We start from the raw sequence: 26,486 nt of genomic DNA on the forward strand, positions 1-26,486 counted from the left end.
AGGAAGACCGGGCCCATGGTGGTGATCAGGTAGCCGAACACGCCGACGTCGTACCATTCCATGGTGTTGCCGACGATGGTTCCGCCGAGGGCCTTCTTCAGCATCGGCTGGTCAACGACGTTGACGTCGGACTCGCGGAGCCGGCGGCGGCGGAGGCGTGGCTTCTTGGCGGCGACGGGTGCGCCAGGGTTGGTTCCGGTGGCGTTGGCTACGCCTGCGGAAGAGTCGGTCGTGCTTCGGTCTGTGGGCATTTGGGAGGCTCCTGTGGAGGTCATTTGCTTGCGACTTCTAGCTGCCCCGCTCTGGGCAGGCTCTCAATTTTACGGGATTTCCGTAGTCATTCCGATTTTTGTGCCGTAGGATGCCCCTTTTCGGCCGCCGGACGCCCGGGGCGGGCGCGAAGCCGTGACTGCATATTCCGCGTCATCACTGGGAAGTAAGCAGTGAGCTTATTAGTTTGGTAACAATTGGGCCGCGACCGCCCCGAAGCCCCGGATTTCGGGCCTTTTACCGCCGTTCCAGCCTGATTTCGGGGAGCTCGAACCAGTCCTTGGGGAGCAGTTTCCGGGTGCCGTCCGGCGTGAAGCCGTGCCGGGCGTAGAAGGCCCGCGCCCGGGGGTTGTCTTCGAGGACCCACAGGTAGGCCGGGCCGGGGCCGACGGCGGCGTGCAGCAGGGCCGCGCCCAGCCCGGAACCGTAGGCGGCCCGCAGCGTGTATATCGCGTAGAGCTCCCGTTGGTCCGGCCGGTCCTCGTCCCGTCCGGGGCCGCCGTGGGCGAACCCGACGATCCGGCCGCCGTCGTCGAGGGCGATCACCGGCGCGGACGGGCCCACCAGGGAGGGCCGCCGGCTTTCCGTCCGCTCCGGCAAGGAGGCGCGGCGGGCTGCGAAGAACTCCGCCGGGAGGACGTGGGAGTAGCACTCCTCATGGGCCAGCGTGTGCATCTCGACCAGGGCTTCGGCGTCGGCGGGCGTGGCCTGCCGCAGGTGGTATTCCATGCCCCCAGCCTAGAGACATGGCGACGGCGGCAGACCTACCATGGTGGGACGCTTCATTTCATCGCGGAAAGGAAGAGTCATGGCGGATCATCACTCGAAAGAGCAGCTTGAGCCGGAGGTCGCCCAACACCTCACCCAGTCCATGGACAAGGTCCCCGGCCCGGAGATCAAGCGGCCCGCCCCGCCGTCGCCGGCGGACGGCCACCCGTGGCCGGACGGCAGCGGCAAGCACCACCACCCCAGGGACCGCGACTCCGTCCACTCACAGCAGGGCCAGCAGGTGGCCGACGCCGCCATGCACCGCCAAAGCCGGCCGCAGATCCCGCACCACGACTAGGACGGGTTGCGGCCGCCGCTGGCCCGTCCCTAATCCGTGGCGAGCCAGGCCATCGCGGCAACGACGGCGGCCGTCGTTCCGGTCCGCAGGGTGGGGTCAATGACCGGCGCAAAGTGCGGGGAGTGGTTGGCCGGGATGTCCTGCGTGACCGTCCCGGCAAACTCCGCCGCCGCGTACGCTTCCGGGTCGCTGCCGCCCAGGCCCCAGTAGGTGTAGGGCGTGCCCAGGGCGTCGGGTATCTCGCTGAAGTCCTCGCTGGCGGATTGCCGGTCCAGGCCGGACGCCTGCGCGCCGAAGTGCCGGCGGAAGGCGGCGTCGACCCGAGCCGTGGCCCCGCCGCCGTTATTGGTGAGCGGATAGTGGTCGTAGAACTCGAACTCCGGCTCCTTCGGGGACCCGGCGGCCAGGCACTCGCCGGTCACGATCCGCCGGACCGCGGCGATGATCTGCTCCCGGGTGGCCGGGCTGAAGGTGCGGATGTTCAGTTCCAGCTCTGCCCGGTCGGAGATGATGTTGCTCTTGGCTCCCGCGCTGAGACGGCCGATGGTCAGGACGGCGAACTCTCCGGGTGCCACCTCGCGGGAAACGACCGTCTGCAGCCGTAGGGCAATCGATGCCGCCAGCACCACCGGGTCCACGGCGAGCTGGGGCATGGAACCGTGGCCGCCCCGCCCGTGGAGCGTGATCTTGACGCTGTCCGCGCTGGAGAGGACCGCGCCCGGCCGGGTCCGCACCTGGCCGGCGGGGAACGCCAGGACATGTTGGGCCAGCGCCACGTCCGGCCGTGGAATCAGGTCCGCCAGGCCGGCGTCGACCATCCGCCGCGCCCCATCCGCCACCTCTTCCGCGGGCTGGAACAGGGCGATGTAGGTGCCGGCCCAGGAGGCTTTGCCTTCCGCCATAAGGCGGGCGGCGCCGAGCAGGCAGGCGACGTGCACGTCGTGGCCGCAGGCGTGGGCCACCGGTACGGTGCCGCCGTGGCCGTCCGCGGCGGTGTCCGTGCTGGCATAGGGCAGCCCTGTGTCTTCGGCCATGGGGAGCGCGTCCATGTCGGCGCGCATCAGCACGGTGGGCCCGTCGCCGTTGCTCAGGATGCCGACGACCCCGGTGGAGCCGATGTTCTCGTGCACCTCGTAGCCGAAGTCCCGCAGCAGGCCGGCCGCCAGGGATGCCGTCCGGGTCTCCTGATGGCCCAGTTCGGGGTGCCGGTGCAGGTCTTTGTACAGTTCCTCCTGCCATGCCGCGATCCCCGCCGCGCCGGCGGTGATCCGGGCTCCGGGCTCACCGGGTTCCGAGGCTTCCTGGTGGTCGTCGTGCCTGGTCTCGCTCATGGTCCGGTCCCTTCATTGCTGGAATGGCTCATCGTTGGAAAAGCTCAGGTTCGGAATGCCGCAGGTTTGGAAAGCCGCAGGTTTGGAAAGCTTCAGGCCCCGTCAGCCGGATTCGACGACGACGTCGGCCGGGTTTTTGTCCAGCCGCCAGCCGCGCCAGACGGGGTGGCGGAGCTTCCCGGTGCCCGTCCACTCGCCGAACGTCACCTCACCCACGAGCTTGGCCGAGACCCAGTGCGCGTCGGCGGCGTCCGCGGCGGGCACCTCGTCGAAGGGTGGCGTCTTGCGCGGGATCGCGTCAAGGGTCCGGCGCATCTCGGCGAGCTCGCGGGTGCTGAAGCCGCTTCCCACGCGGCCGACGTAGCGGAGTCCCGAACCGTCGGGGATGCCCACCAGGAGGGACCCGACGGTGTCGCTCCGGCCGCCGTTGCCCGGCCGCCAGCCGCCCACCACCACCTCCTGGGTCCGCTCGAATTTCAGCTTCAGCCAGGACCGGCTGCGCTGGCCGACGTAGCGGCCGCCCGTGCGCTTGGCCATGATGCCCTCGAGGCCCAGTTCCTGCGCGCTCTCGAGCAGATGCCCGACGTCGGCGTCGATCACCTCGGAGAGCTGCACCGGGCAATCGCCCCGGGATACGGCCGCGAAGAAGGCATCCAGCCGTTTCCGCCGGGATGTCAGGGGTCGGCGGCGCAGGTCCTCGCCGCCGTCGGTGAGCAGGTCGAACAGCATCAGACGCACCGGGGTGGCGGCCCGCGCCCTGGCCACGTCGCCGGCCTTGGTCAGCTTCATCCGGCCCTGCAGCAGCCCGAAGTCGGGCCGCCCGGACGGGCCGACGGCGATGATCTCGCCGTCGGCGGCGAAGTCCTGCGGCGGCCAGCAGGACCGGTCCGTCAGCTCGGGGTAGCTGGCGGACATGTCGATCCCGTTGCGGCTGATCAGGCGGATCCGCTGCGCGTCGCCGAGCACCAGGGCCCGGACGCCGTCCCACTTCAGTTCGAACTGCCAGTCATTGTCGGTCAGGTCCGCGCGCGTTCCCGGGCTGGCCAGCATGGGGGAGAGCTGGGCCGGGTCCGGGGCGGCGGCCTCGACCGTGCCGCCGTCTTGGCCCGGCCCGTCGTTTCCCGCCGCGCCGCCGTCGCCGTCATTCGAATCCTCGTGGTGTTCCTTGGCCTCGTCCATCAGGTGGATCAGCCACTGGTCCTTGGCTTGGCCGGTGTGGATGAGGGCGAAGCGCCGGGCCCCACCCAGCCCGCCGCCGTCCTGCCCGGTGAGCGTGGCGATGACCTCCTTGCCGGCGATCCACTTCTCGCACTCGTACGTTCCGCGGTCCCAGATGCTGACGGTTCCGGCGCCGTACTGGCCCTTGGGGATGGTCCCCTCGAAGTCCGCGTAATCCATCGGGTGGTCCTCGGTCTGCACCGCCAGGTGGTTCTTGGCCTTGGCCACGGGCACCCCCTTGGGCAGCGCCCAGGAGACCAGCACGCCGTCGCGCTCCAGCCGGAAGTCGTAGTGCAGCCGGCTGGCGTGGTGTTCCTGGATGACGAAGCTCTCCCGGAGGGTCTCCTCCGCGGCGCGGTTGCGGTGCCGCTCGGCGGTAAACGGTTCCGGGGTGGCGGCGGCGTCGCGCTTGGTGCGGTACTTCTCCAGGCGGGGGTCGGTGTCCCCGCCGTCGCCCGGGGCAGCGGCAGAGGCACCGCCGTCGTGCCTTCCGGAAATGACGGCGAAGGGGTCCTTGCCGGCGGCCACCCGCTTCATCACCTCGCGGTAGTCCAGCTGGTGCAGCGTCGGGGCCGCGAGCTCCCGCCAGGTGCGGGGGGCGGCGACGGTGGGCCGGAGCCGGCCGCGCAGCGAGTACGGGACGATCGTGGTCTTGGCCGCGTTGTTCTGGCTCCAGTCGACCAGGACCCTGCCGGCGCGGAGGGTCTTCTTCATGTCGCTCACGGCCAGGTCCGGGTGGTCCGCCTCGAGCGCCCGGGCCAGTTCGTGGGCGAAGTCGGCGATCTGGTCCGAGCTCTGCGTGCCGTCCAGGGCGGCATAGAGGTGGATGCCCTTGCTGCCGCTGGTCACGGGCACGGGGTCCAGGCCCACGTCCCGGAGGATGGCCCGGGCCAGGGTGGCCACCTCCACGCATTCGGCCAGGCCCGCGCCCTCTCCCGGGTCCAGGTCGAGGACCAGGCGGTCCGGGGGCAGCGGATCGCCGTCGGAATCCACCCGCCACTGCGGCACGTGGATCTCCAAGGCGGCGATTTGGGCCAGCCACGTGAGGGTGGCCGGATCGTTGACCAGGGGGTACTGGACGGTGCGGTCCTTGTGGGTGATGGACGCCCGCGGCACCCAGCCGGGGGTGGAATGGTCCAGGTTCTTCTGGAAGAACATCTCGCCGGGCGCGTCCGCGGTGCCGACGCCGTGCACCCAGCGTTTGCGGGTGGCCGGGCGGTCCGCGGCGGCCGGGATCAGGACGGGTGCGACGGCGGCGTAGTACGCCAGCACGTCGGCCTTGGTGGTGCCGGTCTCCGGGTACATCACCTTGTCCAGGTTGGTCAGCGTGAGCTCCCGTCCGTCCACCCGGACCCGTTCCTTGCCCTCAGCCACGGGGCTTCACCTCCGTGCCGGTCTGGTGTTCACTTGAGCCATGAGAGCCATCTGGAAAGGCGCGATAGCGTTCGGCCTGGTCAACGTCCCCGTCAAGGTCTACAGCGCCACCGAGGATCACGACATCAGCCTGCACCAGGTGCACAACGCCGACGGCGGGAGGATCCGCTACCAGCGCCGCTGCGAGGTGTGCAGCAAGGTCATCGACTACGAGGACATCGACAAGGCGTACGAGGACGACGGCCGGACGGTGATACTCAGCCGCGAGGAACTGAAGTCCATTCCGGCGGAGAACAGCCACGAGATCGAGGTGGTGCAGTTCGTCCCCGCCGACCAGCTGGACCCGATGATGTTCGAGAAGAGCTATTACCTGGAGCCTGACGCCAAGTCGCCGAAGGCATACATGCTGCTGCGCCGGGCGCTCGAGGACACGGACCGGGTGGCGGTGGTCCAGTTTGCGCTGCGGGAGAAGACCCGTCTGGGCGCCCTGCGGATCCGCGGCGACGTGCTGGTCCTGCAGAGCCTGCTCTGGGCCGACGAAGTACGCGAGGCCAACTTCCCGGCCCTGGAGACCACCGTCCGGATCTCCGCCCAGGAGCGGGAGATGTCCGCTGCCCTGGTCGATTCGATGGCGGCCGACTTCGATCCGGCGCAGTTCACCGATGACTACCAGCTCCAGCTGCGGCAGCTGATCGACGCCAAGATCGAGCAGGGCGACTCGCTGGACACGGAGGAGACCTTCGGCGCTCCGGCGGCGGAGGCGGGCACCGGCGAGGTGATCGACCTGATGGACGCCCTGAAGCGGAGCATCGAACGCAAGCGCGGCGGCGGGTCCGACGGCGAAGCCTCCGAGGGCTCGTCCGGCGGGTCCGCAAGGGGTGCGGCCACGTCGGGCACGACAAAGACTGCCGCCGCCAAGGCGGGCACCGCCAAGACCGGTACCGCTAAATCTGGCACCGCCAAGACCAGCACCGCCAAGACCAGCGCAGCCAAACCCGCGGCCGCGAAGACGGGCACCGCGAAGTCGGCCGCCGGCACGTCCGCCGGGACCAAGTCTGCCGCGACCAGAACTGCCAGTACCAAGACGGCCGCCACCAAGACTGCCGCCGCTAAGACCAGCGCCGCCAAGTCCGGGACCGCGAAGACGGCGGCGCGGAAGGGCGCCTAAGCCGGGGGAGGCCGCCGGGGGCAGCGCCGACACCGCCTAGGAGTTCCGCAGAGCGGAGATGAGCTCGCTCTTCTTCTTGCTCGAGTAACCGGTCAGGCCGATTTCCTTGGCGCGCTTCTTCAGTTCCGGGACCGTCCAGTCCTCATAGTCGCCCGAATGGCCGCCCTTGCTGCCCACGTTGGAACGCCCGCGCTTGGCCGCGGCGTTGGAGATCCGTGCCGCCTTCTGCTTGGAGGCGCCGTCCTCGAGGAGCGCCTCATACATCTCGGGGTCCTTGATGCTTGGGCTCTCGGAGCCCTGCGGTGCGCCCTTCTTGGTCGGCATGCCTACTCCTCCTGATCGGTCCTGAACCGTCCTGAATCCGTGCGGCGCCGGAGCCGGCCGGCCTCCTGCGCCCTTTCTGCCCACGCTAACCACGGGCGATAGCGAACACAAGCATTTCGTCAGCATGCTGACCAATCGTCCGTGGGACCCGTTACATCCGAGGACCGTGGTGACCTGCGCGGCGTCGTCCCAGCCGGAAGCCGAGCCAGAAAGCCAGTGTGAGTAGTCCCGCCCCGACCAGCAGGTAACCCGCACGGGCCTGGTCGTCCATCAGGATGAAGTCGCCCGAGAAGAATGCCTGGTCGGCCAGCGGAGCATAGGCAAACCAGCCTGCACTCCGGCGTGGTGCTTGGAGTGCGGCAATCCCGGCGGCGATGGCTGCCATCCCAAGGAGCGGCACTAGGAGTAATTGCCAGCGAAAGCGCGAGCCGGCCGGATGAGATTCCCCCGAAGTCATGGCCCCAGCCTAGCTCCGCCGCCTTGCATCCCAAGGAAGCCCGGGCATAAAAGCGGAAGGCCGCCGCTCCGTCCCGCAAGGGGAGGAGGCGGCGGCCTTCCGGCGTCGGTGACTACTCGGCGTCGTGGTCCGTTTCGAGGATCTGGACCAGGCGGTCGAGGGCGGCGTCGGCGCCGTCGCCTTCGGCACGCAACACCACAACCTCGCCGTGCGAGGCGCCCAGGCTCATCAGCGAGAGGATGCTGGCGGCGTCCATGGCCTCGTCCGCGGGTTCGCCGAGCCGGGCGATGGTGATCTCCAGATCGAACTCGCCCGCGGCCTCGGCGAAGATGGCGGCCGGGCGGGCGTGCAGGCCCACGCGGCTGGCGATGGTGGCGTTACGTTCGGTCATTGTTGCTCCTAGATTTTCAGCGTGGAATGGTCTGTGGTGAACCGGCTCAGACGGTGACGGGGACCGGTTCCACCGTATCAACGGTCTTCTTGACTGCCCAGCGCTTCAGCGCGATCACCGACAGGGCGGTAACCACGGTGCCGACGGCGATCGCAACGACGAACATCAGGAAGTTGTCGATGGCGAAGAAGACGAAGAGTCCGCCGTGCGGGGCCTTGGATCCGACGCCGGCCGCCATCGAGATGGCGCCGGTCACCGCCCCGCCGAGCATGCTGGCGGGGATGACGCGCAGCGGGTCGGCCGCGGCGAACGGGATGGCGCCTTCGGAGATGAACGAGGCACCCAGCAGCCAGGCGGCCTTGCCGTTTTCCTGCTCGGCCAGGCTGAAGAGCTTCTTGTTCAGGACGGTCGAGGCCAGGGCCATGGCCAGCGGCGGAACCATGCCGGAGGCCATCACGGCGGCCATGATCTGCCACGGGGCCTGGTTGTCGATCGAGGCGGCGCCGAGGCCGGCGACGGCGAACGAGTAGGCAACCTTGTTGACCGGGCCGCCGAGGTCGAAGCACATCATCAGGCCGAGGATCACGCCGAGGGCGATCGCGCCGGCGCCGGTCAGTCCGGAGAGCCAGGAGTTCAGGCCGTTGGTGATGGCCACGATCGGGCCGCCGAGGATGACGAACATCAGGCCGGAGGCCACCAGCGAGGCAACCAGCGGGATGATCACCACGGGCATCAGGCCGCGCAGCCAGCGGGCCACCTGCAGGCGGCCGATGACGAGGGCGATGTAGCCGGCCAGCAGGCCGCCGACGATGCCGCCGAGGAAGCCGGCACCCATGAAGCCTGCGACGGCGCCCGCGACGAAGCCGGGGGCGATGCCCGGACGGTCGGCGATCGCGTAGGCGATGTAACCGGCCAGCGCCGGGACCAGGAAGCCCAGCGAGAGGGCGCCGATCTTGAACAGGACGGCACCGAGGTAGGCGCCCAGCGGGCCCCAGGCGTTGTCCGGGTACTGGGTGGGCAGGTTGAAGAGGGAGTTCTGCAGGACGATGTTGTCCGCGAACTTCGTGATCAGGTAGCCGCCCATGAGGAAGCCCAGGGCGATCAGCAGGCCGCCGCCGGCGACGAACGGGATCATGTAGCTGACGCCGGTGAGCAGGGCCTTCTTCAGTTTCTGGCCGACGTGCTCGCCGCGCTCCTCGGCCTCGTGCTCGGCCTGTTCCTCCGCACCGAAGTGCGGGACGCGGCGGGCGTTGGGGTTGTCCGCGGCGGCGAGGGCCTCCTGGACCATCTTGTCCGGCTCGTCGATGCCGCGCTTGACCGGGGCGTTGATGACGGGCTTGCCGGCGAAGCGCTCCTTGCCGCGGACGTCGACGTCGACCGCGAAGATCACGGCGTCGGCAGCGGCGATCACGGCCGGGTCGAGGGCCTTGGCGCCCGAGGAACCCTGCGTCTCGACCTGCAGGTCGACGCCGACCTCCTTGGCCGCGGCGACGAGGGAGTCGGCGGCCATATAGGTGTGGGCGATGCCGGTGGGGCAGGCGGTGACGGCGACGAGGCGCTTGGCACGCGCAGTACCGGCGGTGCCAGCGGCAGCGGCGCCGGTGGCTGCGGCTGCCGGTTCGGCGGGAGTTGCCGCGTGGGCGGCGGGCTTGTCGGCCAGGGCACCCTCGACCAGTTCCACGACCTCGGCCTGGCTGGACGCGGCGCGGAGGGCGGCGGTGAAGTCCTTTTTGATCAGGGACCGGGCGAGCTTGGAGAGCAGCTTCAGGTGCTCCTGGTCGGCGCCTTCCGGGGCGGCGATGAAGAAGATCAGGTCCGCGGGGCCGTCCTTGGCGCCGAAGTTGACCGGGTTGGAGAGGCGGGCCATGGCCAGCGTGGCCTCCGTGACCGCCGTCGAGCGGCAGTGCGGGATGGCGATGCCGCCGGGCACGCCGGTGGCGGTCTTGGACTCACGGGCGAAGGCGTCGGCGAAGAGGCCCTCGACCTCGGTGGCGCGTCCGTTGGCTGCAACCTTGCCTGCCAGGTGCCGGATCACGTCCTCGGGTGAAGTGCCGAGATTCTGGTCGAGCTCGACCAGTTCGGGAGTGATGAGCTGGGTCACTGTCAATCCTTTGTCAGGGCCGTGATGGTTACGGCATCGGGGGTGGTTTGGTGCACTGCCGGGACTCGGGAGCCGGGCAGGGAGGCGGCGGCGGCACCGTGGGCCACCGCCTGACGAAGGCAATCAGCCGGGGCGGCGCCCTGGCTTGCGGCGAGCAGGTAGCCGGCCAGCGACGAATCGCCGGCGCCCACCGTGCTGACCGCGGTGACCGGCGGGTGCGTGGCGAGCCACGCGCCGTCGGCCGTCACAAGGACCGCACCCTTGGAACCGAGTGTGGCGAGTACGGCACCCACCCCGGAGCGGACGACGGCGGCGGCGGCCGTGGCGGCTGCCTCCGGATCGGCCTCGAGCTCCTCGGCGGACTTGTCAGTGGCGAAGCCGGCCGCTGCAGCCAGTTCCGCCAGTTCCTCGGCGTTGGGCTTGAGCAGGTCCGGCATGCCGAGGGGGTCGCCGGAGACCGCTGCGGCGAGGGGTTCGCCGGAGGAGTCGACGGCGATGAGGGGTGCCTCGGAGCCGTCGTGGGTGGAGCGCAGCCGCCGGGTGACGGTGGCGTAGAAATCGGCCGGGACTCCGGGCGGGAGTGAGCCGGCCAGGACCACCCAGCTGGCGCCGCGGGCGGAGTCCAGCAGCAGCCCGATCAGGGCCTCCTGCTGTTCGGCGCTCAGAACCGGGCCGGGTTCGTTGATCTTGGTGGTGACGCCGCCGGGTTCGGTGAGGGCCACGTTGCTGCGCAGCGGTTCCCCGATCGGCAGGGCGGCGAAGGGTACCTCGGTGTCCCGGAGCCCGGCCAGGACCGGGTCGGCCTCCGCGCCCGGGAGCACGGCGAGGGTCTTCAACCCGGAGGCCACGAGGGCCCGGGAGACGTTGACGCCCTTGCCGCCGGATTCCTGCCGGACGGAGAGGGCGCGCTGGACTTCGCCGCGCTGCAGGGGACCCGGGAGGGCGACGGTGCGGTCCAGGCTGGGGTTGGCGGTGAGGGTGACGATCATGCGACCACCACCTCCACTCCGGCATCCGAGAGTGCGGCCGCGAGGGCCGGACTGGGGTTCGAGTTGGTGATCACGGTGTCCAGATCTTTCAGGGAGGCGAACTGGACCAGCGTTTCCGCGTCCAGCTTGGAGGAGTCGGCCAGCACCACGATCCGGCGTGCCGAGCGGACGAAGGCGGCCTTGACGGCTGCTTCTTCAGGATCGGGAGTACTCAGCCCGAAGGCCGCGGAGATGCCGTTGGTGCCGATGAAGGCGATGTCCGGCCGGATCCGGCCGGCGGCCTCCACGGTGGACTGGCCGACGGCGGCCTGGGTCAGGCCGCGGACCTTGCCGCCGAGCAGGTGCAGGGCGATGCCGGTCTCGCCGGAGAGCCTGGCCGCGATCGGCAGGGCGTGGGTGATGACGACGAGTTCGGCGTCGGCACCGTTGCTGCCGGCGCCGGTTCCGGTGGTGCCTGCCGCCGAGCGGGCGGCCAGCATGCCGGCTAGGGCCTCGGTGGTGGAGCCGGCGTCGATCAGGATGCTGCCGGAACGGTCCTCGGGGATCAGGGCCAGGGCCGCCGAGGCGATCCGGGTCTTCTCCGAGGGTCGCTGGACCGTGCGTTCGAGGATGCTCTCCTCGGTGGTGCTGATCCGTTCGGGGGAGACGGCGCCGCCGTGGACCCGGCGGACGCTGCCGGCGGCCTCGAGGGCGGCCAGGTCGCGGCGCACGGTTTCGGTGGTGATGCTGAAGCGCTCGGCGAGGTCCGTCACGCTGGCCCGGCCGCTGGCGGCCACGAGCTCAACGATCAGTTGCTGGCGTTCCTCGGCGAACACTTGCCCTCCATTGCGGCGTTGACGTGGCTGCGGATCCTGCTGGTCCCGACTTCGGTGACCGCTGTCACATCAAAGTGGAATTGATTGACTTTATCTTTGATCATGTGGCTTTGTCAACGAAAAACCACAAGAACAAAGAACGTTGGTGTGGAGGTTTCGGTGGCGGGGCCCGGAGGGGTGGGGCGGATGCTGCTTAAATGCCGGATGCCGGGCCGGACCTGTGGGGTCCGGCCCGGCATCCGGGCGGTGTTTTGCGGGTCCTCAGTCCGCCGGGACGGCGGGCCTCGGGCTAGATGCCGGCGTCGCGGCTCTCGTTGCGGGTAATGGTCTCGCCGGTGTTGGGGTCAACCACCGAGCGGGTCTCGCTGACGCGGCGGGTGCGGCTGCGGCCGGGGGAGGCCAGGATCAGCGAGGCGATCAGGCCGATCACGCCGACGATCATCAGGATGTACCCGATCATGGTCTGGTCCACGTTGGGGATCAGTCCGGGGGTGATGGCCCAGGCCAGGATGGCACCGAGGGCGATCAGGAAGATGGAGGATCCGATTCTCATTTCTTGCTCCTTAGGGGTCCGGATGGACGGTGTCACTGGCTGAGTCTGGTGAAGTCCTGTGGTGCAGTCGGTATCGAAGAGTCCGGGTCGCGACCAGGGCCGCCGCCTGAAGGGCCGCGGCCAACGCTAAGCATGCTGTCCATTGTCACGCTACAGCCCGGCACCCCCGGCTACAACGATTTCGGCCCCGGTTTGACGGAAAAACCGCAGGTGAGGGCGGTTTTTCGCGTCACTTCCGGGTTTCCGCGCCCCTTCCGGACCGGCGCGGCCCGGACCCGGGGTGCGCCGGTCCGGAAGCGCAGCGGATGTCCGGAACCGGCGCGGCAGGCCCGGTTCGACGGCGCGGCCCGGGTTCTCGCTAGGCTGGCGGGATGGAGACGGTTGCCTGGTCCAGGCCGGAGGCGGAGCGGGAGGGCACCCCGCTGCTGGTGATGCTGCACGGTTACGGCACGGACGAAACCCGGATGTCGAACCTTTTCGGCAGCCTGCCGCCCGAGTTCACCTGCGCCGCGCTGCGCGGCCCGAAGGTGATCGGCGACGACTACGGCTGGTTCCTGCTGGACTACTTCCTCACCCACGACTTCGCGGACGTGATTTCCGCCGCCAACAGGGTCTTCGCCTGGATCGACTCGGTCAAGGACCGGCACAGCAGCGTCACTCTCCTTGGCTACTCCCAGGGCATGGCCATGGCCAGCACCCTGCTGCGCCTGCGACCCGAAGGCTTCCGCGCCGCCGTCGGGCTCTCCGGGTTCGTGCTGGAGAACGAACTGCTGGCCATGAGTGAATCGTTCGACGCCCGCCCGCCGTTCTTCTGGGGCCGGGACAAGGACGACGCCGTCATCAACGACGCCGCCACCGAACACACAGCCGAATGGCTGGAAGAGCACACCCAGCTCACGGCCCGCAGCTACCCCGGGATGGGGCATTCGATCTCGGCGGCCGAGCTGGTGGACGTCGGGGCGTTCCTGCGGCACTACGTCCTGCGTTGACGGAGCCCGGGCCCGGCGGATAATCCATTCGATGGCCCGAATCCGGGTACTTGCGCCCTGTTTTTATAAGCGTTTACACTCTAATTTGGCCAATTTGATCGGCCCACTACTTGCTGGGGAGAAAGGTCTAGGCCCGTGTCGCATGGCTAAGGCACCGCGCGTGACCATCCAGGACGTGGCAGCCCTCTCCGGGCTCTCGATCTGCACCGTCTCCCGTGCACTCCGCAACCTCCCCAATGTGTCCGAAAAGGCGCAGGCCAAGGTCGCGGACGCGGCCGGCAAGCTGGGCTACCGCGCATCCAGCGCAGCCTCCCGCCTGGCCGGAGGCTCCACCGGCGCCGTCGCCATCATCGTTCCCACCGCCACCGCGTGGTTCTTCGCCCAGGCCGTCGAGGCCGCGGAGGAGGTCTTCGCCGACAGCGGCTACGACACGGTGCTGATCAGCCTCCGGAGCCGGCCCAGCGTGCAGCGCAAGCTGTTCAGTGACCTGGCCGGACTGGCCCAGCGCGTGGACGGGGTCCTGCTGCTGAACGTGGCGCTGGACGCCGCCGAGGTCGCGGCCCTGGAGGACTGCGGCCTCGCCGTCGCCAGCGTGGGCATGCAGTCCGTGCCGTGGGACAACGTCGGGATCGACGACGAGGAAGCGGCTCGGAAGGCCACCGGCCACCTCCTGGACCTGGGCCACTGGGACCTGGCAATGCTGGCCGGCACGGAGCCGCCGTCGAGCACCGTGGTCACCGCGGACGCCCGGCGCCGCGGCTTCGAACGGGCGCTCGCGGAGCACGACCTGACGCTGGACCCGGACCTGGTCCTGGATGCCGGCTCCAGCATCGAGGGCGGCCGCCGGGCCATGACCGAACTGGTCGAGAACCGCAGGCTCCCCTCCGCCGTGTTCGCCGGCTGCGACGAAACGGCCTTCGGTGCGCTGATGGCCCTGCGCGACCTGGGCATGTCGGCGCCGAAAAACGTCTCGATCATCGGGATCGACGACCATCAAATGAGCTGGTTCCTGGGCCTGACCACCGTGGCCCAGCCGGTCGCGGACCAGGGCGCCTTCGCCGCGAACCTGCTGGTGGAGCGCCTGCTCCGGCCGGAACCGCCGGCCCGCACCGTCCACCTGCTCGAGACCAAGCTGGTGGAGCGGCGCAGTACCCGCCGACGACGCTGACCACACTCCTGGCCCCGCGGCCGGACAGCGGACCCCGGCTCCACCCCCGAATCTTTACATCCGTCTGAAAGGACACCCGAAGCCATGACTGCCACTTCCCCCGAGGCCCTGCCGACCGACGCCTTCGCAGGCGCCTCCGCCGTCCTTTTCGACCTCGACGGCGTGCTGACACCCACCGCGGTGGTCCACGAGCGCGCCTGGCAGGAACTCTTCAACGGGTACCTCAAGGACGTCCCCGGGGCGCAGGCCTACCGGGAGAGCGACTACTTCGACCACATCGACGGCAAGCCCCGCTTCGACGGCGTCCGCGACTTCCTGGCCTCCCGCGACATCGTGCTGCCCGAGGGGCCGGCCGACGACGACCCGGCCCACGACACCGTGCACGGCCTGGGTAACCGCAAGAACAAGGTGTTTAACGACATTGTCGCCGCCGGCGGCGTGCAGCCCTACGAGGGCTCGGTGCGCTTCATTGAGGCCGCCCTCCAGCGCGGACTCAAGCTCGCCGTCGTCTCCTCCTCCCGCAACGCGGTCCCGGTGCTGAAGGCCGCGGGACTCTCGGACTACTTCCCGGTGGTGGTCGACGGCGTCGTCGCCCTCTCCGAAGGCCTGCCCGGCAAGCCCAGCCCGGCCACGTACCAGTACGCGGCCCGGCTCCTGGAGCTGCCGAGCGAGGAATGCATTGTTGTCGAAGATGCCGTCTCCGGTGTCCAGGCTGGAAGCGCGGGGAGCTTCCACTCGGTCATCGGCGTGGACCGGGGAGCGGGCCGACAGACCCTGCTCGACGCCGGCGCCACCCTCGTGGTCAGCGACCTCGCCGAGCTGCTCTAGCCCGCAGCCGCCACCCACCCCACCCGCACCAGACCCTCCGCCCCAGAAGGACCCCCACCATGGCTCTCATCACCTCGGACCGCGCCAGGTTCCCCAACGACCCCTGGCAACTCGTGGAGACCGCCCACGTCCCCGGCAACGCCGGCACCCTGGAGACCCTGTTCAGCCTCGGCAACGGCCACCTCGGTATCCGCGGCGCGCACTGGGCCGCCGCCGACGCCGAACTGCCCGGCAGCTTCATCAACGGCTTCCACGAAATCTGGGACATCAAGCACGCGGAGAACGCCTATGGCTCCGCCCGCACCGGCCAGCGGATCCTCTACATCCCCGATGCCAACAACTTCGCGGTGGTGATCGACGGCGAGATGCTCAGCCTGGAGGAGTCCACGGTCCTGGACTACCGGCGCAGCGTGGACTTTGCCACCGGCATTTACGAGTGCCGGATCGTCTGGCAGTGCCGGTCCGGGTCCACGGTGACCACCACCGAACGCCGCGCCGTGGGCTATCAGGCCCGCGGCACCCTCGGTATCTCGCTGGAGGTCTCCGCCGACCGCGAGATCTCCGCGGACGTGACCTCCGCCGTCGTCAACCGCCAGGACCAGCCGGTGGAGGACCACTCCGCCCACGACCCGCGCCGCGCCGGCCGGCACGCCGGACGCGTGCTGCTGCCGCTCCGGCTGGACGGAGGCGACGGCTCGCTGCGCCTCTCCTGGGAGGCCTCGGAGTCCCGGCAGCGGCTGGGCATGGCCGTGGACCACTGGACCTCCGCCAACGTCCAGCCCTTCGACACCCAGGTGGACCAGGACGACAGCAGCGTCCGTTACGTCCTGGCCGTCAGCCCGGACCAGCCGTTCCGGCTGGAGAAGAGCGTCAGCTACGCCGTGGCCCGCGGCGTGGAGGAGGACCCGGCGGAGACCGCCGAGCGCGAGCTGTTGCCGGTGGCGGACATCTTCGCCCAGAGCGAGGCGCACTACCGCGAGTACTGGACCACCAGCGACATCGTGGTGGGCGGCCGGTCCGAGCTGCAGCAGGCTATCCGCTGGAACCTCTTCCAGCTGGCCCAGGCCACGGCCTGCGCCGACGTCGCCGGCATCCCCGCCAAGGGCGTCTCCGGCTCCGGTTACGACGGGCACTACTTCTGGGACCAGGAGGTCTACCTCCTGCCGTACCTGACCTACACGAACCCGCACAACGCCCGGCAGGTCCTGGAATTCCGGCACGAACTGCTGCCCGAGGCCCGGGTCCGGGCCAAGGAACTCAGTGTGGACGGCGCGCTCTTCCCCTGGCGGACCATCAACGGCCTGGAGGCCAGCGCCTACTACGCCGCCGGCACCGCGCAGTTCCACATCGCCGCCGCGATCGCCTTCGCCACCAACCGCTACATCTGGGCCAGCGGGGACGCGGCCTTCCGCGAAACCCAGGGCTCCGAGCTGCTGATCGAGACCGCGCGGATGTGGGCCTCGTTGGGCTTCTTCGGCAAGGACGGACTGTTCCACATCCACGGCGTGACCGGCCCGGACGAGTACACCGCCGTCGTCAACGACAACCTCTACACCAACGTCATGGCGCGCTTTAACCTGCGTGCCGCCGCGGCGCTGGACCACCCGGGCATCGACGACGCCGAGCGCGAACTGTGGGAGCAGGCCGCCAACCGGATGCACCTGCCCTACGACGGCGACCTGCAGGTCTACTCCCAGGACAACGACTTCATGACCCTGGAGCCGTGGGACTGGAACACCCCGCGCTCGAAGTACCCGCTGCTGCTGAACTTCCACCCGCTGGTGATCTACCGGCACCAGGTGCTCAAGCAGGCGGACACGGTGCTGGCGATGTTCCTGCAGTGGCAGGACTTCAGCGCCGAGGAGAAGCGCCGGGCGTTCGACTTCTACGACCCGATCACCACCGGGGACTCCACCCTGTCCGCCTGCGTGCAGGGAATCATGGCGGCCGAGGTGGGCTACGGCAAGGCCGCGCTGGACCACTTCCTTCACGCTGTTTACATCGACCTGGACGACACCCACGGCAACACCATCGACGGCGTCCACATCGCCTCGACCGGCGGCGTGTGGAGCTCGCTGGTCAGCGGTTTCGCCGGCCTCCGGGACCAGGGCGAGGTGCCGTACTTCGATCCGCGGCTGCCCGCCGAGTGGGATTCGCTGGACTTCCACCTGAAGCTCCGCGGCGGCCTGCTGCACGTGCAGCTGGACCACCGGGAACTGCGGCTGGCCATGGTCGATGGCGGCCCGCTGGAGGTCCACGTGCGCGGTGAACACCGCACCGTCGGGGCCGACGCCGTGTCCTTCGCCGTGCAGCCGGTGGAGAGCCCCGAGCCGACGGTCTTTCCCGGCCCGGCGACGGCGTCCATCCCGGTAATCCACGCGGCGGGGTAGGGGAGCGGGGGCTGGCTCCTCTTCGCGCCCACTCTTCGCATCTGCCCGCTCGCGCCCGCTCTTCGTTCCCGTTTCGACGGTTCCCCGCGGATTCGACGCTTCTGAGCGTCTATCCGGCAGGGAACCGTCGAAACGGCGGGCGCTGAAGGGCGGTCCGGGAACGCCCACTCTCCTTTCGGACCGGGGTTCCGGGTGCAATAGTGGCGGGATGATCAACCAGCAGCAGCTCTGGGACGCCGACGCCGCCTCCCGCTATGACACACCCGGCGAGGGGATGTTCGCCCCGGAGGTGCTCGAACCGACCGTCGCGGTCCTTGCGGAGCTCGCAGCCGGGGGACGGGCGGTCGAGTTCGCCATCGGAACCGGCCGGGTGGCCCTTCCGCTGGCCGCGGCCGGCGTCCCGGTGACCGGCATCGAGCTCTCCGACGCCATGATCGCCAGGCTGCGGGAGAAGGCCGGCCCGCAGGAGATTCCCGTGGTGCGGGGTGACATGGTGGAGGCCTCGGCGGGGGAGGGCTTCGCCCTGGCCCTCCTGGTCTTCAACACGATCTCCAACCTCCTGACGCAGGAGGAGCAGGTCCGGTGCTTCCGGAACGCCGCCCGGCATTTGGCCCCCGGCGGATGCTTCGTCGTCGAACTCTGGGTGCCGCAGCTGCGCTCGCTGCCGCCCGGCCGCGGGGCGACCGTGGAGGTCAGCGAGCCCGGCTACCTGCTGGTGGACACCTATGACGTGCTCCAACAGCTGGTGGTCTCGCACCATGTGCGGTTCGATCCGGACGTTTCCGGCGGCCGCGAGGCTCGGATGGGCCGCACGCCGCACCGGTACATCTGGCCGGCGGAGCTGGACCTGATGGCCCGGTTGGCCGGCTTCGAACTGGAATCCCGCTGGGCGGACTGGGACCGGAGCGACTTCACGGCGGACTCCCGGAGCCACGTCTCGGTCTACCGACTGCCGTCGCGCTGAGGCCTGCACGAAACGGCGGACGACGGCGGCACGCGCGGAGTCGACAGTGTGCGCCCCGAGGGTTCGGTCTAGGCGGCGGAAGCGGACCCGCGGAACCTACCCCTGCAGGTCGGCGTGGTGGATGGCCGCGACGTTCGGGTGCGCCCGCAGCCGGTAGCGCAGCGCGTTATCGCCGTAGGTCTCCAGGATGGGGCTGTCGGTCGGGTCCACGGACAGGCCGCGGGCCTTGGCCTGGAACTCCGCGTTCATGGCCAGCTGCGGCATGGTGGCATCCAGCGCGGGGTTGTAGAAGAACGGCAGCGAGATCCGGTCCGTGCCCCTGGCCGGGGAAATGACCCGGTGCAGCGTGGCCTTGAGGTAGCCGTTGGTGGCCAGCTCCAGCATCTCGCCGATGTTCACCACGAACGTCCCGGGCACCTGCGGCGCGTCGATCCACCGGCCCTGGTATTCCACCTGCAGGCCGCCCTTGTCCGGTTCCACCAGCAGGAGGGTGAGGACGCCGCCGTCGCGGTGCGAGCCGACGCCCTGTTTGGGTTCGTCGCCGGATTCGCCAGGGTAGCGGACGATCTTCAGCATCGGGAATGCGCGGTCACCGAAGGCGTCGTCGAAGCTGTCCTCGGGTGCGCCCAGGGACACGGCCAGTGCACGGAGCAGGTTCAGCGAGATGGTGCTCAGCCGGTCCGTCCAGGCGGCGACGACGTCGCGCATCCCGGGCAGCTCCGACGGCCACAGGTTCGGGCCCTCCAGCCGCCAGTAGTCGGCGACGCCGTCGCCCGGCTCCACCGCGGCCCGCTCGACGCCGATATCGATCTGCTCGCGCCAGTCGACGGCCCGGTCTGTGAGCTCGGCGCCCATCCGGGTGTAGCCGCGGAACTGCGGGCTGTGGATGTTCTCCACGGCGAGCTTCTGCGCCTCCGGCAGGTCAAAGAACCGGCGGGAGGTCTCGAGCATGGCGTCCACCAAATCCTGCGGGATGCCGTGGCCGGAAAGGTAGAGGAACCCGACGTTGTGCATGGCGTCGCGGAGTTCGTCCCGGAATCGGGAGGCTTCCTCCGGCCCGGCGTTCAGCCGGGAGTAGTCCAGAACGGGGAGTGATTCGAGTGACACGGTCCTATAGCCCTTCGTGGCGCGATGTGGAAATCGAAGTCCTTAATTTCTTCAACGTTACGACCGGATGCTCGCGGCGGCAGCACTGCATTTCGAAATGCGTCACCGCCTTGTGCGGGCCGGAGCGATGGGGTATTTGCGACGACGGCGGCGCGTCCGGCGGCGACGCCGGCGCCAACGGCGGACCCGCCGCCGGCGTGCAGGAGATCACGGTTGGAATACAGCCGGAGACCGCGCGGTTGCCGCCTAAAGGATGGGCCGCGCACCTGCTGCGGCCAGTCTTCACCCGGGCGGGGGCCGCGGAGTGACGCCGTGCCGGCGTCGTTCACGGCCCACGCCCACACCGGCTCAACCCAGCCAGAAACGGAGATGGTGGACCAATGACTGCCTACAAGACAGTGAACCCCGCGACCGGAGAGACGGAAAAGGAATTTCCGCTCGCAACCAAGGAAGAGGTCGAGACGGCGCTCGCCGGCGCGCAGCAGGCGTTCCTCGAATGGCGCAAGGCGCCCGTGGAAGAGCGCACCAAGGTCATCGCCCGGGTCGCCGAGCTGTACCGGGAACGCCAGGACGAGCTGGCGCGCCTGATCGCCAAGGAAATGGGCAAGCCCGTGGTCGAGGCCCGCGGCGAGGTCAAGCTGGTCGCCTCGATTTACGACTACTACGCCTCTGAGGGCCCCGAATTCCTCAAGGACGAACCGCTGGAGGTCAAGGGTGGCGGCGACGCGCTCGTGCGCTCCACCCCGATCGGCCCGCTGCTGGGCATCATGCCGTGGAACTACCCCTACTACCAGGTGGCCCGCTTCGCCGCGCCCAACCTGGTCCTGGGTAACACCATCCTGCTCAAGCACGCCGGCAGCTGCCCGCAGTCGGCCCTCGCGATCGAAACGATCTTCCACGACGCCGGCCTGCCGAAGGGCGCCTATACCAACCTCTTCCTTGACAACGACCAGGTGGCCGAGATCATCGCGGACTCGCGCGTCCAGGGCGTTTCCCTGACCGGCAGTGAGCGGGCCGGCGCGGCCGTGGCCGAGGTCGCCGGGCGGAACCTCAAGAAGTACGTCCTCGAGCTCGGCGGCAGTGACCCGTTCATCGTGCTCGACTCCGATGACCTGGACGCCACCGTCAAGGCCGCCGTCGGGGGCCGCATGGGCAACGCCGGCCAGGCCTGCACCGCGTCCAAGCGGTTCATCGTCCTCGAAGACCTCTACGAGCCGTTCGTGGAGAAGTTCACCGAGCGGATGGCCCGGATCAAGCCCGGCGATCCCCAGCAGGAAGACACCCGGTTCGGTCCGCTGTCCTCCCAGAGCGCCGCGGACGGCCTGGTCGAGCAGATCCAGGACGCCGTGGACAAGGGAGCCACCCTGCGCACCGGCGGCCACAAGGTGGACGGCCCCGGCGCCTTCGTGGAGCCCACCGTCCTGACCGACGTCACCCCGGAGATGCGCGCGTTCTCCGAGGAGCTGTTCGGCCCCGCCGCCGTCATCTACAAGGTGGCCAGCGTGGAGGAAGCGATCGACCTGGCCAACGGCTCGCCCTACGGCCTCGGCGGATCGGTGTTCAGCGCCGACCCTGCGAAGGCCCAGGACGTCGCCGACCAGCTGGACACCGGCATGGTGTTCATCAACTCGGTGGCCCAGACCCAGGCTGACATGCCCTTCGGCGGCGTGAAGCGTTCCGGCGTCGGCCGCGAGCTGGGCCGCTTCGGCATGGACGAGTTCGTCAACAAGAAGCTCATCCGCACCCCGCGCTAAACGCCGACGGCGCCGCCGGCCGCCGTGCGAAAAGCTTCGGCGCGACCGGCCACTCACGGCCGCGGACGGGGCAAGTGCCTCCGTCCGCGGCCGTCGCCGTGCCCGATGCGGGCGTGGCCTAGTCTTTAACCTAGGACGACGTTCAGCACCCTTATGGTTTATGAGAGGCGATGATGGCCAAGCGCAGCAACCCGGCGATGAAGATTGCCCAGCAAGCCGCCCACAGCGCGATGTTCGACGCCGAGGGCAAGCCCAAACCCGGCGTGCACAACGTGCTCCTGCGGGCCGTGGAGATCCAGCGGCCGCTGGTCCTGGCGAACCTGCGGCGGCTGCAGAAGAAGCACCCGAACGCCAGTGCCGCGCAGCTCGCCGCGATCCTGGAACGCAACTACCTCATGGCCGTCACCGGGGGAGGTGCCCTGGTGGGCGGCTCGGCCGTCGTCCCCGGCGTCGGAACCGTGGCCGCGCTGGGGCTCTCCGCCGCCGCGACCGCCGGCTTCCTGGAGGCCACCGCCCTGTTCGCCACGTCCCTGGCCGAGCTGCACGGCGTGCGGCTGGAGGACCCGGAGCGCGCCAGCACCCTGGTCATGGCGATCATGCTCGGCGAGGAGGGCACCACGCTGCTCAGCTCCCTCAGCGGCCAGGCCGCGGGCCAAGGCAAGGGCCCCACCCAGGCGTGGGGTTCCCTGTTCGCCCGGCGCGCCCCGCTGGCCGGCTTCGGTTCGGTCCGCGAGCAGATCCAGCGGGCCTTCCTGCGTAACCTGCTCAAGCGGCAGGGCACCGCATTCCTCGGGCGGGCGCTGCCGTTCGGCGTCGGCGCCGTGGTGGGTGGCGTCGGCAACCGCATGATGGGCCGCGCCGTGATCGAGAACGCCAAGGAGGCCTTCGGCCCCATGCCGATCACCATTCCCGGCGACCTGCACTCTGCGGACCTGAACACGGGCGACCTCAACACGGGCGACGCCGGAACCGGGCTGAAAGGGGCGCACGGTGGATCTGAACGCTGACCTCGGGGAGTCGTTCGGCTCCTGGACCATGGGCGATGACGCCGCGATGTTCCCCCTGGTCACCAGCGCCAGCGTCGCCTGCGGGCAGCACGCCGGTGACCCGGTGACCATGCTGGACACCTGCCGCGCGGCCTACGAACTCGACGTCCGCGTCGGCGCCCACCTGGGTTACCCGGACCTGGGCGGCTTCGGCCTGCGCGCCATGGACATCAGCTTCGATGACCTGTTCGGCTCGGTGCTGTTCCAGCTCGGGGCGCTCGACGGCGTCGCGCACGCCGTGGGTGCCTCCGTGGACTACGTCAAGGTCCACGGCGCGCTGTACGACCGCACGGTCCACGACGAGGAGCAGGCCTCCGCCGTCGTCGCCGCCGTCCAGGCCTACGATCCGGGCCTGCCGGTCCTGGGGCTGGAGGGGTCCGCCCTGCTGCGGCTCGCCGCCGAGGCCGGCAGCCCGGTCTTCCACGAGGCCTTCGCCGACCGCGCCTACCGTCCGGACGGCACCCTGGTACCGCATCTGGAGAACGACGCCTTCATCGAGGATCCGGACGAGATCGTCCGGCGGGCGGTGCGGCTGGCGCTCAAGGGCGAGGTCGAAGCGATCGACGGGACCGTAGTGAAACGCACGCCGCACTCACTCTGCCTGCACGGCGACACCCCCGGCTCGGTGGCTGTGGCCGCCGCCGTCCGCTCCGCGCTGGAGCAGGCCGGCGTCGAGCTGGAATCCTTCGCATAAGTACGCCGTGGACTGTGTCGCCTCGGGCACGACCCCGGTCCGGACCGCCGACCTGACCTGTGCCGATGCCGCCGCTGTTGGCGGGCTGGTGGCCGCCTACCTGTTGCAGACCGAGCGGGAAAAGGCAGCCCAGCTCGGCGGAGCGCCGTTTTCCGGGGTACTTCCGGAGCGGTACCGCCGTGAGGTGGATGACCCGGCGGGAGCCTATGCCGGCGCGGAGGTCCTCCTGGCGGACGCGGGGACCGGACCGGCAGGCGTCATCACGGTTCACCGCGCCGGAACGGCCTGGGAGATCAAACGGATCTGGGTTAATCCGGCAGCCCGCGGCCTGGGGGTCGGTGCGGCATTACTCGACGCCGCGCTGGAGTTCGCCGACGGGGCCGGGCACGATCCCGTCCGGCTCACGGTGTGGGACTGGCGGGAGGACGCCATCCGGCTCTACCGGAGGCGCGGATTCGTCCCCGTCCCGTCCTGGGAAGTCAGACCCCGGCTCATCTGCATGGAGCGTTCCGCTGCACCCCGAGCTCAGCACTCGCTTGGCAGCTGCGAAGACGATTAAGAAGCCGGCCCGCGGGATCTAAACAGCGGATTCTCCGCTTGACCCCGAGGGGGTGTACCACTCCCACTCGCCGTCTTCAGTGATGCTGCCTCCCATTGCGCCGAACATCCAGGGCGTGATTCCCGTGGGATCGCCGCCGACACGGACAAACATCTCGCGTTTCGTACGGGCGCTGCTGAAGTGGGCGGGCAGATACAGGCCCACTCCGAGGCCGCATCCGAGCAGGAAAAACAGAATCGACAGAATGCCGACTGGGTGGCGGTCGGTGAGGAACACGTACGCAACCGCAGCCCCGACGCCGACCAGAAGGCCCCAAAAAACCGTCCAGAATGCCGCCCAGAACCGGAGGCTTCTATTGCTGGGCCGCTGGTTGGGATCGTTGTTGCGGTGCAGGCCGGAAGGTGTTCCCTCGGAACCGGCGTCGGACGTTCGCTTCACAGAAGCAGTCTAAACGGGCCGACTGCCCCGCCTGGTGAGGGTCCCGTGCGCCCGTTCGGCCCCGTTCCTACCCAAACACCAAACTCGCCACCGTAAAGATCGCCAGCCCGGCCAGCGCCCCCACCACGGTGCCGTTGATGCGGATGAACTGCAGGTCCTTGCCGACCTGGAGCTCGATCTTCTCCGAGGTTTCCTCCGCGTCCCAGCGCGCCACGGTGTCCGTGATGACGCCGGCAATGTCGGAACGGTAGTTGTTCACCAGGTACCCGGCGGCGTCGCCCACCCAGGCGTTGACCTTCCCGGCGAGTTCGGGGTCCACCGTGAGGCGGGTGCCGAAGTCGTGGACGGCCGCCTTGAACCGGATGGTCAGCTCGCTGTGCGGATCGTCGACGGCGGTCAGCAGCGCCGCCTTCACCGTGCCCCAGGTGCGGGAGGCGAGCTCGCGGACCTCCGGGTCGCCCAGGACCTGGGCCTTGACGCCCTCGGCCCGGGCAATCATCACCGGGTCGTGCTGCAGGTCATGCGCCAGCGACTTCAAGTAAGTGTCGATGGAGCGCCGGACCTGGTGCTGCGGGTCGGCCTGCACCGCGCGGGTGAACTTCAGGATCTCCACATACACCTTGTCGCCCACCAGGCCGTCCACGAAACTGGGCACCCAGGTGGGGGAGCGGTCCGTGACCACCCGGTTGACGGTCTCGTGGTTGTCCCGGACCCAGTCCACCGTGCGATCCACCAAGAGGTCCACCAGCGCGTGGTGGTGCCCGTCCTCGAAGATGCGCTCCGCGAGACGGCCCACCGGCGGCCCCCACGGCGGGGTCAGCAGATGCCGGCGCACCATGCCCTCGATGACGGCCTGGACGTCGTCGTCGTTCAACACCGTGAACGCGCCCCGGATCACCGCGGCGCCCTCCTTCGCCACCCGCTCGGCGCCGCCGGGGCCGGAGAGCCAGCCGCCCACCTTGCGGGCGACGTCGACGCTGGCCAGTTTCTCCTTGACCACCTGTTCGGAGAGGAAGTTGGTCTCCACGAACTCGCCCAGCGACGCCCCGATCTGGTCCTTGCGCCGGGGAATGATGGCGGTGTGCGGGATCTTCAGGCCCAGCGGGTACTTGAACAGCGCGGTCACGGCGAACCAGTCCGCCAGCGCACCCACCATGCCGCCCTCCGCCGCGGCTCGGACGTACTCCAGCGCCGGGTATTGCTTCTGCAGGGCGAACGCGACGACGAACACCACCGCCATCCCGATCAGGAGCGAGCCCGCCAGCATTTTCATCTTCCGCAGCGCGGCTGCCTTCGCGGCATCGGCAGGGGAGAGCCGGTGGTTCGCGCCCGCCGTTATGGCGCCCGCACGGGATGGTCGCTCAGAGTTCACCTGCATGTGCCCAGCCTAGCCGGGCCCCGGACCCCGGGTCCGCTAACGTGTTCGCATGACCATTGAGGAGTCCGCTGCCGCCCGCCCGCTCGTCTACGCCCACCGGGGAGCCAGCGGGGCCTTCGCGGAGCACACCCGCGCCGCCTACCTGCAGGCGATCGCCGACGGCGCCGACGGCGTCGAGTGCGACGTCCACCTGACCCGCGACCAGCACGCCGTGCTGCTGCACGACGCTACCCTGGACCGCACCTCCAACGGCACGGGCCCGGTGGCCGAACGCACCCTGGACGAACTCCGCGAGCTCGACTTCAGCTCCTGGAAGGGCGCCCGGATCCCCGAGGCGTATGGGGCGAAGTCCGAGCAGTTTCTGACCCTGCCCGAACTGCTCGACATCCTGCGCACCGCCGGCCGCGAGATCGGGCTGGCCATCGAGTTCAAGCACCCCAGCCCCTACCAGCTCAAGCTCGAGGACCGGGTGCTGGAGGTCCTCACCGCCGAGGGCTGGGACCCGGCCACCGGCATGCTGGAGAACATCCGCGTCTCATTCATGAGCTTCAACCCGGATTCCGTCCGGCACCTGCTGCAGACCGTCCCCGCCGAGGCCATCTGCCAACTGGTGGACGACGTCGACGTCGACGAAGTGCGGGAGAGGTTCAGCGTCGGCTCCATCACCGGCAACGCGATGGCCAACGTCATGAAGGCCGCCCAGCTCGAGGGCGAGGAACTGCTGGACCAGGGCGCCGTGGGCCTGGCCGGGCCCGGCATCGACTACGTCCGCGAATTCCCGGACACGGTCCGCCGCTGGCTCGAGTCCGGCCGCCGTTTCCGGGTATGGACCGTTGATGCCCCCGAGGATGTGGACCTCTGCCGGGAGGTTGGGATCCAGGAGATCACCACCAACCGCCCGGCCGAGGTCCTGGAGCGGATCTCCGTCAGCCTGTAGCGGCCGGTCCCCGTTCCACCGCCCCTAGCGGAACTGGGACAGAGAGGACAGGGCGGCGTCCACCGAGCGGTTCTCCCACGGCCGGCGCTGGCGCAGGGTTTTTCCCGGGAGGGCCTGGTCCCCCTCGGGGGTGACGGTGGCCTGGCGTGCGGTCTTGCGGGAGGTCCTCATGGTGCT

The 26,486-nt window shown here is 69.5% G+C and carries 27 protein-coding genes and 1 pseudogene; 13 read left to right on the forward strand and 15 right to left on the reverse strand.

Annotated features, from left to right (window positions below; genetic code table 11):
• A pseudogene (locus tag AB0305_RS07625) lies at positions 1–251 on the reverse strand (MFS transporter); the annotation flags it as partial.
• Positions 252–507: 256 nt separating this feature from the next.
• Entirely contained in the window at positions 508–999 is a 492-nt protein-coding gene (locus AB0305_RS07630; RefSeq protein WP_364136017.1) for a GNAT family N-acetyltransferase, read from the reverse strand.
• A 79-nt stretch (positions 1,000–1,078) separates the two neighbouring features.
• Here AB0305_RS07630 and AB0305_RS07635 point away from each other — a divergent pair, with 79 nt between their 5' ends.
• Positions 1,079–1,336: a hypothetical protein gene (locus AB0305_RS07635; RefSeq protein WP_364136020.1), complete on the forward strand. Its 258-nt coding sequence runs from the start codon at positions 1,079–1,081 to the stop codon at positions 1,334–1,336.
• 29 nt (positions 1,337–1,365) lie between these two features.
• Here the strand turns inward: AB0305_RS07635 and AB0305_RS07640 are convergent, their stop codons facing one another.
• Positions 1,366–2,667, reverse strand: a complete 1,302-nt coding sequence (locus AB0305_RS07640; protein WP_364136023.1) for an amidohydrolase — start codon at positions 2,665–2,667, stop codon at positions 1,366–1,368.
• Positions 2,668–2,769: 102 nt separating this feature from the next.
• Positions 2,770–5,259: an ATP-dependent DNA ligase gene (locus AB0305_RS07645; RefSeq protein ID WP_364136026.1), complete on the reverse strand. Its 2,490-nt coding sequence runs from the start codon at positions 5,257–5,259 to the stop codon at positions 2,770–2,772.
• A gap of 40 nt (positions 5,260–5,299) precedes the next feature.
• Here AB0305_RS07645 and AB0305_RS07650 point away from each other — a divergent pair, with 40 nt between their 5' ends.
• Positions 5,300–6,427, forward strand: a complete 1,128-nt coding sequence (locus AB0305_RS07650; RefSeq protein WP_364136029.1) for a Ku protein — start codon at positions 5,300–5,302, stop codon at positions 6,425–6,427.
• A 36-nt stretch (positions 6,428–6,463) separates the two neighbouring features.
• Here the strand turns inward: AB0305_RS07650 and AB0305_RS07655 are convergent, their stop codons facing one another.
• From AB0305_RS07655 to AB0305_RS07685, 7 genes are all read right to left on the reverse strand, one after another.
• On the reverse strand, positions 6,464–6,751 hold the full coding sequence (locus AB0305_RS07655; RefSeq protein ID WP_364136032.1) for a Rho termination factor N-terminal domain-containing protein: 288 nt from the start codon (positions 6,749–6,751) through the stop codon (positions 6,464–6,466).
• Between the two features lie 151 nt (positions 6,752–6,902).
• Positions 6,903–7,208 carry a hypothetical protein gene (locus AB0305_RS07660; RefSeq protein ID WP_364136035.1) on the reverse strand — a complete coding sequence of 102 codons (306 nt, stop codon included), beginning with the start codon at positions 7,206–7,208 and terminating at the stop codon, positions 6,903–6,905.
• Positions 7,209–7,320: 112 nt separating this feature from the next.
• Complete coding sequence (locus AB0305_RS07665; RefSeq protein ID WP_364136038.1) at positions 7,321–7,599, reverse strand: HPr family phosphocarrier protein; 279 nt, start codon at positions 7,597–7,599, stop codon at positions 7,321–7,323.
• Between the two features lie 46 nt (positions 7,600–7,645).
• Positions 7,646–9,700, reverse strand: coding sequence for a fructose-specific PTS transporter subunit EIIC (locus tag AB0305_RS07670; protein WP_364136041.1), 2,055 nt, complete (start codon positions 9,698–9,700; stop codon positions 7,646–7,648).
• A 2-nt stretch (positions 9,701–9,702) separates the two neighbouring features.
• Positions 9,703–10,689 (reverse strand): hexose kinase, encoded by a 987-nt coding sequence (locus AB0305_RS07675; protein WP_290256949.1) that lies wholly within the window; start codon positions 10,687–10,689, stop codon positions 9,703–9,705.
• Entirely contained in the window at positions 10,686–11,504 is an 819-nt protein-coding gene (locus tag AB0305_RS07680) for a DeoR/GlpR family DNA-binding transcription regulator (RefSeq protein ID WP_364136044.1), read from the reverse strand. The genes AB0305_RS07675 and AB0305_RS07680 overlap by 4 nt, the downstream gene beginning before the upstream one ends.
• 289 nt (positions 11,505–11,793) lie before the next feature.
• Positions 11,794–12,057 (reverse strand): DUF6458 family protein, encoded by a 264-nt coding sequence (locus AB0305_RS07685; RefSeq protein ID WP_290256947.1) that lies wholly within the window; start codon positions 12,055–12,057, stop codon positions 11,794–11,796.
• 371 nt (positions 12,058–12,428) lie between these two features.
• Here AB0305_RS07685 and AB0305_RS07690 point away from each other — a divergent pair, with 371 nt between their 5' ends.
• From AB0305_RS07690 to AB0305_RS07710, 5 genes are all read left to right on the forward strand, one after another.
• Positions 12,429–13,046 (forward strand): phospholipase, encoded by a 618-nt coding sequence (locus AB0305_RS07690; RefSeq protein WP_364136048.1) that lies wholly within the window; start codon positions 12,429–12,431, stop codon positions 13,044–13,046.
• Between the two features lie 142 nt (positions 13,047–13,188).
• Complete coding sequence (locus tag AB0305_RS07695; protein ID WP_366172316.1) at positions 13,189–14,214, forward strand: LacI family DNA-binding transcriptional regulator; 1,026 nt, start codon at positions 13,189–13,191, stop codon at positions 14,212–14,214.
• Between the two features lie 84 nt (positions 14,215–14,298).
• Positions 14,299–15,042, forward strand: coding sequence for an HAD-IA family hydrolase (locus AB0305_RS07700; protein WP_364136054.1), 744 nt, complete (start codon positions 14,299–14,301; stop codon positions 15,040–15,042).
• 59 nt (positions 15,043–15,101) lie between these two features.
• Entirely contained in the window at positions 15,102–17,432 is a 2,331-nt protein-coding gene (locus AB0305_RS07705) for a glycosyl hydrolase family 65 protein (protein WP_366172319.1), read from the forward strand.
• Between the two features lie 208 nt (positions 17,433–17,640).
• Positions 17,641–18,396: a class I SAM-dependent methyltransferase gene (locus AB0305_RS07710; protein WP_364136060.1), complete on the forward strand. Its 756-nt coding sequence runs from the start codon at positions 17,641–17,643 to the stop codon at positions 18,394–18,396.
• 96 nt (positions 18,397–18,492) lie between these two features.
• Here AB0305_RS07710 and AB0305_RS07715 read toward each other — a convergent pair whose 3' ends face one another.
• Positions 18,493–19,503: a 2-oxoglutarate and iron-dependent oxygenase domain-containing protein gene (locus tag AB0305_RS07715; protein WP_364136063.1), complete on the reverse strand. Its 1,011-nt coding sequence runs from the start codon at positions 19,501–19,503 to the stop codon at positions 18,493–18,495.
• Between the two features lie 26 nt (positions 19,504–19,529).
• Between AB0305_RS07715 and AB0305_RS07720 the strand changes: the two genes are divergently transcribed.
• From AB0305_RS07720 to AB0305_RS07740, 5 genes are all read left to right on the forward strand, one after another.
• Positions 19,530–19,811, forward strand: a complete 282-nt coding sequence (locus AB0305_RS07720) for a hypothetical protein (RefSeq protein WP_364136066.1) — start codon at positions 19,530–19,532, stop codon at positions 19,809–19,811.
• Positions 19,812–19,883: 72 nt separating this feature from the next.
• The gene (locus AB0305_RS07725) at positions 19,884–21,257 is read left to right on the forward strand and encodes an NAD-dependent succinate-semialdehyde dehydrogenase (protein ID WP_364136069.1); all 1,374 of its coding nucleotides are present in this window, start codon (positions 19,884–19,886) and stop codon (positions 21,255–21,257) included.
• Between the two features lie 173 nt (positions 21,258–21,430).
• Entirely contained in the window at positions 21,431–22,264 is an 834-nt protein-coding gene (locus AB0305_RS07730) for a hypothetical protein (protein ID WP_364136677.1), read from the forward strand.
• Complete coding sequence (locus AB0305_RS07735; RefSeq protein ID WP_364136072.1) at positions 22,248–22,997, forward strand: 5-oxoprolinase subunit PxpA; 750 nt, start codon at positions 22,248–22,250, stop codon at positions 22,995–22,997. The genes AB0305_RS07730 and AB0305_RS07735 overlap by 17 nt, the downstream gene beginning before the upstream one ends.
• A gap of 7 nt (positions 22,998–23,004) precedes the next feature.
• Entirely contained in the window at positions 23,005–23,556 is a 552-nt protein-coding gene (locus AB0305_RS07740; RefSeq protein ID WP_364136075.1) for a GNAT family N-acetyltransferase, read from the forward strand.
• 18 nt (positions 23,557–23,574) lie between these two features.
• Here the strand turns inward: AB0305_RS07740 and AB0305_RS07745 are convergent, their stop codons facing one another.
• A complete protein-coding gene (locus AB0305_RS07745) occupies positions 23,575–23,994 on the reverse strand; it encodes a hypothetical protein (RefSeq protein WP_290256930.1) in 420 nt (139 codons plus the stop codon).
• A gap of 67 nt (positions 23,995–24,061) precedes the next feature.
• Positions 24,062–25,267 (reverse strand): DUF445 domain-containing protein, encoded by a 1,206-nt coding sequence (locus AB0305_RS07750; RefSeq protein ID WP_364136679.1) that lies wholly within the window; start codon positions 25,265–25,267, stop codon positions 24,062–24,064.
• Positions 25,268–25,421: 154 nt separating this feature from the next.
• Here AB0305_RS07750 and AB0305_RS07755 point away from each other — a divergent pair, with 154 nt between their 5' ends.
• Positions 25,422–26,309 carry a glycerophosphodiester phosphodiesterase family protein gene (locus AB0305_RS07755; protein WP_364136079.1) on the forward strand — a complete coding sequence of 296 codons (888 nt, stop codon included), beginning with the start codon at positions 25,422–25,424 and terminating at the stop codon, positions 26,307–26,309.
• A 24-nt stretch (positions 26,310–26,333) separates the two neighbouring features.
• On the opposite strand, the gene AB0305_RS07760 is transcribed toward AB0305_RS07755, so the two are convergent.
• Positions 26,334–26,480, reverse strand: coding sequence for a hypothetical protein (locus AB0305_RS07760; RefSeq protein WP_290256928.1), 147 nt, complete (start codon positions 26,478–26,480; stop codon positions 26,334–26,336).
• Positions 26,481–26,486: the final 6 nt, after the last annotated feature.

Source organism: Arthrobacter sp. NPDC080086 (assembly GCF_040702285.1).